General features: G+C 65.4%; 6 protein-coding genes. 3 read left to right on the forward strand and 3 right to left on the reverse strand.

The features are described 5' to 3' along the window. The 3 genes from ACFWGN_RS21305 to ACFWGN_RS21315 all read right to left on the reverse strand — a co-directional run. Positions 1 to 1,172 (reverse strand): hypothetical protein (locus ACFWGN_RS21305; protein ID WP_377619747.1); only part of this gene is annotated, 1,172 nt, incomplete at its 3' end. 503 nt (positions 1,173 to 1,675) lie between these two features. Then, the gene (locus ACFWGN_RS21310; protein WP_377619749.1) at positions 1,676 to 2,227 is read right to left on the reverse strand and encodes an ImmA/IrrE family metallo-endopeptidase; all 552 of its coding nucleotides are present in this window, start codon (positions 2,225 to 2,227) and stop codon (positions 1,676 to 1,678) included. A gap of 3 nt (positions 2,228 to 2,230) precedes the next feature. Beyond that, positions 2,231 to 2,599, reverse strand: coding sequence for a helix-turn-helix domain-containing protein (locus ACFWGN_RS21315; protein WP_377619751.1), 369 nt, complete (start codon positions 2,597 to 2,599; stop codon positions 2,231 to 2,233). A gap of 315 nt (positions 2,600 to 2,914) precedes the next feature. Here ACFWGN_RS21315 and ACFWGN_RS21320 point away from each other — a divergent pair, with 315 nt between their 5' ends. From ACFWGN_RS21320 to ACFWGN_RS21330, 3 genes are read left to right on the forward strand one after another with little or no spacing between them, the layout of a single operon-like run. Then, a complete protein-coding gene (locus ACFWGN_RS21320; RefSeq protein WP_377619753.1) occupies positions 2,915 to 3,925 on the forward strand; it encodes a nucleotidyltransferase in 1,011 nt (336 codons plus the stop codon). After that, on the forward strand, positions 3,922 to 5,388 hold the full coding sequence (locus tag ACFWGN_RS21325; RefSeq protein WP_377619754.1) for a HesA/MoeB/ThiF family protein: 1,467 nt from the start codon (positions 3,922 to 3,924) through the stop codon (positions 5,386 to 5,388). The genes ACFWGN_RS21320 and ACFWGN_RS21325 overlap by 4 nt, the downstream gene beginning before the upstream one ends. 11 nt (positions 5,389 to 5,399) lie before the next feature. Then, entirely contained in the window at positions 5,400 to 6,671 is a 1,272-nt protein-coding gene (locus ACFWGN_RS21330; RefSeq protein ID WP_377619756.1) for a Mov34/MPN/PAD-1 family protein, read from the forward strand. Positions 6,672 to 6,731 lie beyond the last annotated feature (60 nt).

The following is a 6,731-nucleotide window of genomic DNA, read 5'->3' on the forward strand; positions in this document are numbered from 1 at the left end:
TCGGCGAAGTTGCGCGTCAGCGTGTACTTCGTGTTGTGCACCACGGCGAGCGCCGTCCCGTGCACGTCGTTGACCAGGCTGGACACCCCGCCCAGGCCCCTGCCGTCACGCACGGCGACCGTCTGGCCGCCGAACCCGTAGTACCGGGTCGAGTTCGTCGTGCCCGCAGCCGAGCCGGCCGTGTGGTTCGTCAGCTCCTGCCCGCCAGGCAGGTACAGCGTCGTCCCCGACGCGTCCTTGCGGACGAGCCGCTCGCCGTCGGCGGAGTAGACGAACGACGCCTCACCGGCGGTCAGCTGGTTCTCCCCGGCGCCTCCGGTACCGGACGTGACGACCTGGGCCAGACGCCCCTCACCGTCCCACCCGAGCACCTGGGTGCCTGTGCCGAACGGCCGGTTGACGGTGTTGCCCGCGGCGTCGTAGACGTACGACGCCGCGGTCGGCGCACCGCCCGCCGTCGTGGTCGCGACCCCCGTCAGGGCGTGGACCCCGGCGTCGGGGTCCGCCGTCGACGGTCCGTAGGTGTAGGCGGCCGTGACGTCGCCGCTCGCCTGGTGCGACGTCATCGACGTCCGGTTGCCGACCGTGTCGTACGCGTAGTCGGTCCAGTACGCCGCCGGACCGCCCAGCGCTCGGGTCGAGGGCGCCGCGGAGCACGATCCCGTGGACGGTGTCCACGCCGACGTCAACCGTCGCAGCGCGTCGTACGTGAAGCACTGGTTGTCGTCGGCGGTGCCGGCAGCGGTCGGGTCGTCCTTCGCGGAGAGGATGTTCCCCGCGACGTCGTACCCGTAGCGCACGTCCAGCTCAGTGCCGTTGACCCGCGCACGGTCGCGGCCGATCCGCACCAGGCGGTGCGTCGCCTGCTGGTACTCGCAGGAGACGACCGGCCCGAACGTGTTGCCCAGGTCGAGGACCGACTTCTCACCGAACGCGGTGTACCGCGCGTCGGCGACGTACGCGCCCCAGCCGAACCCGGACCCCATCCACTCAGGCATCCCCCGCTCGTCGTACCGGGTCGTGACCTCCTCCGCACCGAGACCACCGGCCGCAGGCAGGGTCACCGTCTCCGGGAAGCCACCCGCGGTGTAGGAGTACTCGGTCGTGAACGACGACGTCCCCCCGGCCGCGCCCCCGAGCACCGAGGCCGGGACCGTGACCGTCTGGCCCAAGGGCCGCTAGGCGACGTCGTACCCCGTGACCGTGGTCGTGTACCGCGCACCGTCGAGGACCCGCGTCGAGGACGTGGCCAGGGCCGAGCAGATGAGGGAGCGGCGATCATGACCTACGTCACACCTGCTCCGTCGCGGCCCGAACCTCGTCGCTCGAGAACGACGAAGGCCGCCTCCCTGAGGGAGACGGCCTTCGTGTCGGGTGGACGTGGGTGGACTCAAACCGAACACCTGGCAGCGGTTCGAGCGGCTCGGTTCCGCGTGGGAGCAGGCGAAACTCGGTATGAGCGACGAGCCGTCGGGCGGCTCCGAGGCCGAGCCGGGGATCGTCACGACCCCAAGGAGACGGACTAGAACACCCCTGACGGACAGCCAAGTGGACGCTATTAGAACCGCCCGAGCGAACGGTGAGAGCGTGGTGTCGATCTCTCGGCGGTTCGGCGTTCATCGGATGACGGTGTGGACCCACACGAAGGATCACGGTCAGCGCTAAGAACTGCGCGTCAGGCCCACTTCGCACGAGCGCGTTGCATGACCTTGCGGGCACCGCTGTGGTTCATTCTCCAACGGGCGATCGCGAGGCTCACGTCGTATGCCTCGGCTGCCTGTTCGTCAGTGGCGTTGGCTCGGGCGAGTCGAAAGGCGCCGTCGTTGGGGATGAGCACTTCACCGGACAGCCAGTCGGCCTCCGCTTCTTGGTCACCGCTGAGCCCACATTTCCTCTCATCGGACAGTGAAACCCCGAACTCGTGCTCGAGCACGACGTGAGCCAGTTCGTGGCACATGGTGGTTCGCCTGCGAGTCAATGGTTGGGCATCGTTCTCCAGGATCACGACGCCCGTTCCGTTCGGGATCAGCGCACCGGAGAGGGCGCTGCCGTCCGCCTTCAGAAAATGGTGTCGCGCCGGCCCGTCGAGGTCACTGAGCTGGACGACGGCGATGCCGTACTCCGATGCGAAGGCGTACGGATCGAACGGAGAGTATGCATCGAGACCGATCTCAGCTCGTAGTTCCAGTGCGAGGGTCTTCGCCTCGGTCTTGAATCCACGGCGCACGGGTCATCCCTGCGCCCGCGCATGCCCGACGGCCAGACCGATGACCTGCTCTAGATACTTGATGTCGGTCTCGCTGAGGTCCTTCCTGGCCCGCAGCAGCGGAGCGAGCTGCGCCATCAGGTCCGGTTCACGCGTATCGGCACCGTTGTCGTCGCCGTCACGTTCGAAGAACTGCTCGGCTGGGAGCTTGAGCCACGCGACGATCGTCGCGAACCCGTCGGTGTCCGGCTTCAGACCGTTGCCCAACCTGGACAGCAACGACGGGCTGACGCCGATTTCACCGGCGAGCGCCCTCCAGGACAGTCCCCGTTCCCGACGGGCAGCGTCCAGTGCCGAGTGCAGCGCGGCCGTGTTGATCGTGGTCTTGGCCATACCTCCAGTGTGTCACATCTGCAACATCACGTCGCCCCCGACGCACTCTGTGTTAGAATTGAAACGTGGAGTCGGATCTAGAACGCGGAGGTGAACAGTATGGCAGGCAAGCGAGGGCGTAGCGCCGTCACGGGACGGTTCGTGAAGCAGTCCACGGTGAAGCGTCACCCGAAGACCACGACCAACGAGAGCACCGGCAAGCGCAGCAAGAAGAAGTAGGTCGCCGACGCCCCGGTGTCCGCCTCGCAGTGTCGGTGGTGTGGGGCAGGCTCAGTTGAAGCCAAGAAGACAGTGACAAGAAGATCGGAGGGCCCGATGGCTCACCTCAAGCAGCAGTTCAAGGACGCGCTGAGCTCCATCGAGCCCGGCGATGATAAGGCCAATGCGCCGGAGGCACACCGGCTGGTGCGTGATGCGCTCGAAGCCGACACGAAGCTCACCGAGTACGGAGTAGACCCGGTACTCATCGGCTCGTACAAGAGGAGCGTGTCGATCAAGCGGGTCAAGGACGTCGACGTGTTCGTGCGACTCCCCGAGGTGCCGAGCGACGTCACCTCCAAGGAGATCCTCGACCGGTTCTTCACCGTCTTGCACGCGGAGTTCGGCAGCGACGACGAAGGACACCGACGGACCAAGCGTCAGGACCGCAGTCTGCAGGTGTCTTTCCCGGAGTACGACCTATATGTCGATGCTGTGCCTGCCCGCCCCTACTGGGACGGCGAGACGTGGGAGATTCCACAGAAGGGCGACGCGGACAAGTGGGTGCGCACCAACCCCGAGAAGCTCACGTCACTGTCGAGCGAGATGAACACGGCCCACGACGGCTACTACGTTCCGACGGTCAAGCTGCTCCGTCAGACCCGGCGCTCCCTACTCGGCGTCGGCAAGAAGCCGGGCGGGTTCTTCATCGAGGTGGCGACGTACCAAGCGTTCGTCTCCGGTCTGGTATCGGGCAGCGACCACGCCGAATACTACGTCTCAGCCCTCGAAGAGGTCGGCAAGATCATCGGGAACTACGTCAGCTACGGCATCGGGGTGAACGACCCCACGCTGCCCGGACACACGATCAGCATTCGCGCGACCGATGACGAACTGGACGCAGCCAGGACCCGTTTCGCCGACGCAGCGGAAGCCGCGCGCGAAGCGCTCGACGAGGAAGACGAAGGCAAGGCAGCGCTGACGTTTCAGAAGCTTCTCGGCAAGAACGGTGACGACGAGACCGTGTTCCCGATGCCGCCTGGATTCAACGATGACGGGACGAAACGCGAGTCTGTAGTCTCCGCCGGCGCGCGGGTGGTCCCGGCGGGCACGAGGACCTTCGGGTGACTGCTGCTGAGTACGACGAGTACGTCGCCTACTCACGTCAGCACTTCGAGGAAGGTCTGATCCGCGCCGGCTTCTCCGAGGCCGACGCTGGGTGGCAAGGACCGATCCTTCACTCCGATGGCACGACAGACGTTCTGATCACCCTCCGTTCCCGCTACCCGTTCCAGCCACCGCGGGTCGCGCCGGTCGACCCCGATGCGGCTTCCTGGTCCTGGCACCGGGAACTGGATGGTGCGCTGTGCCTGGTCGCGGAAGACGATCATGAGGGACTGTGGTGGACCGACGCCCCCTCGTTCCTCGAACATGTCACGGCCTGGTTCGAGCAAGCGGACGCGGGCTGGCCCAACGACCGACCCGACCTTGACCTCGACCGGTACTTCAAGCCGTCCGAAGATGAGCGCCTGTATCTCTACGACGACCTCCCCCAATATCGCAACGGATTCGTAAGGTTCCGCCCGGCCAAGAACGACACGATGCGGATTGGCAGCGGCACCCGACCGACGAAGAACTCGAAACACAGCAAGGACCGCTTCGGATACGTCGCAGACTTGGGCGACGTGGAGATCCCGCCGAGATCATGGGATGACGTTGCTGCTCGTATCGACCCCGGCGTGGACCTGGACCGCAGGATTCGCAATCACTCGGTCGCGATCGTGGTGCTCATCTATCAGCGTGGCTCCCACGACGGCGCGATCGTGCTGGAGGTATGGCCCACTGTTGATGGAGACATCGCGGTCAGACGACTGCGTTCGGGCGCCGACACCGATGCTGCCAAGTCAGCCCGCGCAGGTCTGCTGGCACCCGAACTCCGCGAACGTCGGGTTGCGATCGTCGGCGTCGGAGCGCTCGGCTCGTTCATCGCAGACATGCTCGTGCGGTCGGGCATCCGTCACCTAACCCTCGTGGACGACGATGTCGTCATGCCGGGGAACCTCGTCCGCCACCTCGTTGGCCCTGAATCGATCGGGCTGTCGAAGGTCAAGGCTGTCAAGCAGCACTTGATCGCACGCGAGGAGCTTGCGGCCGACCAGATCGACGTGATCGACGAAGCGCTGACCTCGGGTGACGATGCTGTCGACCTCGTAAGGAGCCACGACCTCGTGGTCGATGCCACCGCCGACTTCGCCACCACCGCGCTGCTCCATGTCACTGCTCGGTCATTGTCCAATCAGATCGTCTCGGCAGTGACACAGAACGACGGCGCGCGCTACCGTATCGACTTGCTGCCGCCGCTCGACGGGTCTGACTCTCTGCCACCTTCGACCTCCGACACAGACCCTCCGAGGCAGGACGTGTTTGAAGCCGGATGCGGCAGTCCGATCTCCCCAACGCCCCCATACGTCGTGGTCGAAGCTGCCGCAGCATCGGTGCGGCACGCGATCGGTCTGCTCATCGGGCTCCCCCTACACCCGGCCGGAGAAGTGCGGAACCTGCCTGTCGGCACGATAAGGACTCGCCAGTGACCCGGCCACCTGTGCGCATCGACCTGCAAGCTGGCGCATACGAGACCATCGCATCGGAGACAGCGAAGTGCCTACCTCGGGAAGCCGGTGGCATCCTCCTCGGCTACCGAGAGGACGGCAATGTCGTAGTCACCCACGCCCTGATCGTCGACGGGCACGGGTCAACCACGGACAGATACGTTCGCGACGATGTCCGCGCAAACGCAGTCCTCGCAGAGTTCCTGGCGCAGCGCGCCGATGACGATCCAATCGGCTATGTCGGTGAGTGGCACAGTCATCCCGCTCCATCTGGACCCAGCCCAACCGACCATGCCGCCATGCGCGCGACCGCCAAAGTCAGCGACACCGCAATCGCACTACTCGTCTACGCCCCCGGCAAAGTTGACGAGTTCTTCGGGCTCATCGCCGGGCGCGGGCGACTGGGGCGCACCGTAACGAGGAAGGCGACGGTCTTGCTCCCGCTACCAAGGTTCGAGTCACTGGGGCCGCTGCCTGACGGTGCTGTCCGGGGCGACGGCCCCGTGTTCATCTCCTACCGCCAGTCAGACGGAACACCGCAAGCAGAGTCACTGGAGGATCTGCTTCGAGCCGCCGGCCTCGTTGTGTGGAGGGACCGCACCGATCTACGCCCGGGCACGACCACCGACCGCCTCGAACAGGCCCTCACCAAGGGACTCTCGGCAGGCGTGCTCGTCGTGACGCCTGACATCGCTGACAGCGCCATCGTCCGCGAACGAGAGCTACCTCGCTTGCTCCAGCTCGACGCTGATCCCGCATTCAGCCTCTGCATCGCGAACAAGGTCGCCCGAATGGGAAGCGACTCGAAGTGTGACTACGACGCTCCGGACCGGCTCTTGCGGCTCGCGCCAGCACGAACTCTGTCCGACAAGAAGCAGGCCAATATGCTCGATCCGTCCGGCGAGGTCGAGATTGTGCGAGACCTCCTCATGCACCGCATCGAACAACGCAAGCCTGTAATCCGCGAAGAGGGTCGAGATCTCACGATCCGAGTGCAAAGTCGCCCGGCCCCGTTCGCCATCGACGCCGATGATGATGACCTGCACATCCGTATCAAACCCTCAGACGACGGACGACTCCCCTCGCGAGCAGGGCTCGAACGCTTGCGAACGACTCTCCCACTGATCAGCGATGCCGTGTTCACGGCCGGCGCGAAGTGCATACGCGTATCTGGCGGAGCCCACCTATCAGTCGGACTCGCACTGGGAGCAGCATTCCCTGAGACAAAGTGGCTCATCGCGAATGAGAGTGTAGGAGCGGTCTGAATCCGCCGGCTTCGAGGAGCGATCTGGCGACGTAGTGCGTGAGGTTCCGGAAGCCGAGGG

Source organism: Oerskovia sp. NPDC060338, from assembly GCF_042726295.1.
Lineage (GTDB): Bacteria > Actinomycetota > Actinomycetes > Actinomycetales > Cellulomonadaceae > Oerskovia > Oerskovia merdavium.

Coding starts and splice junctions, on each gene's coding strand:
- ACFWGN_RS21315 (WP_377619751.1), bottom strand. CDS start 2,599: ATGGCCAAGACCACGATCAACACGGCCGCGCTGCACTCGGCACTGGAC.
- ACFWGN_RS21320 (WP_377619753.1), top strand. CDS start 2,915: ATGGCTCACCTCAAGCAGCAGTTCAAGGACGCGCTGAGCTCCATCGAG.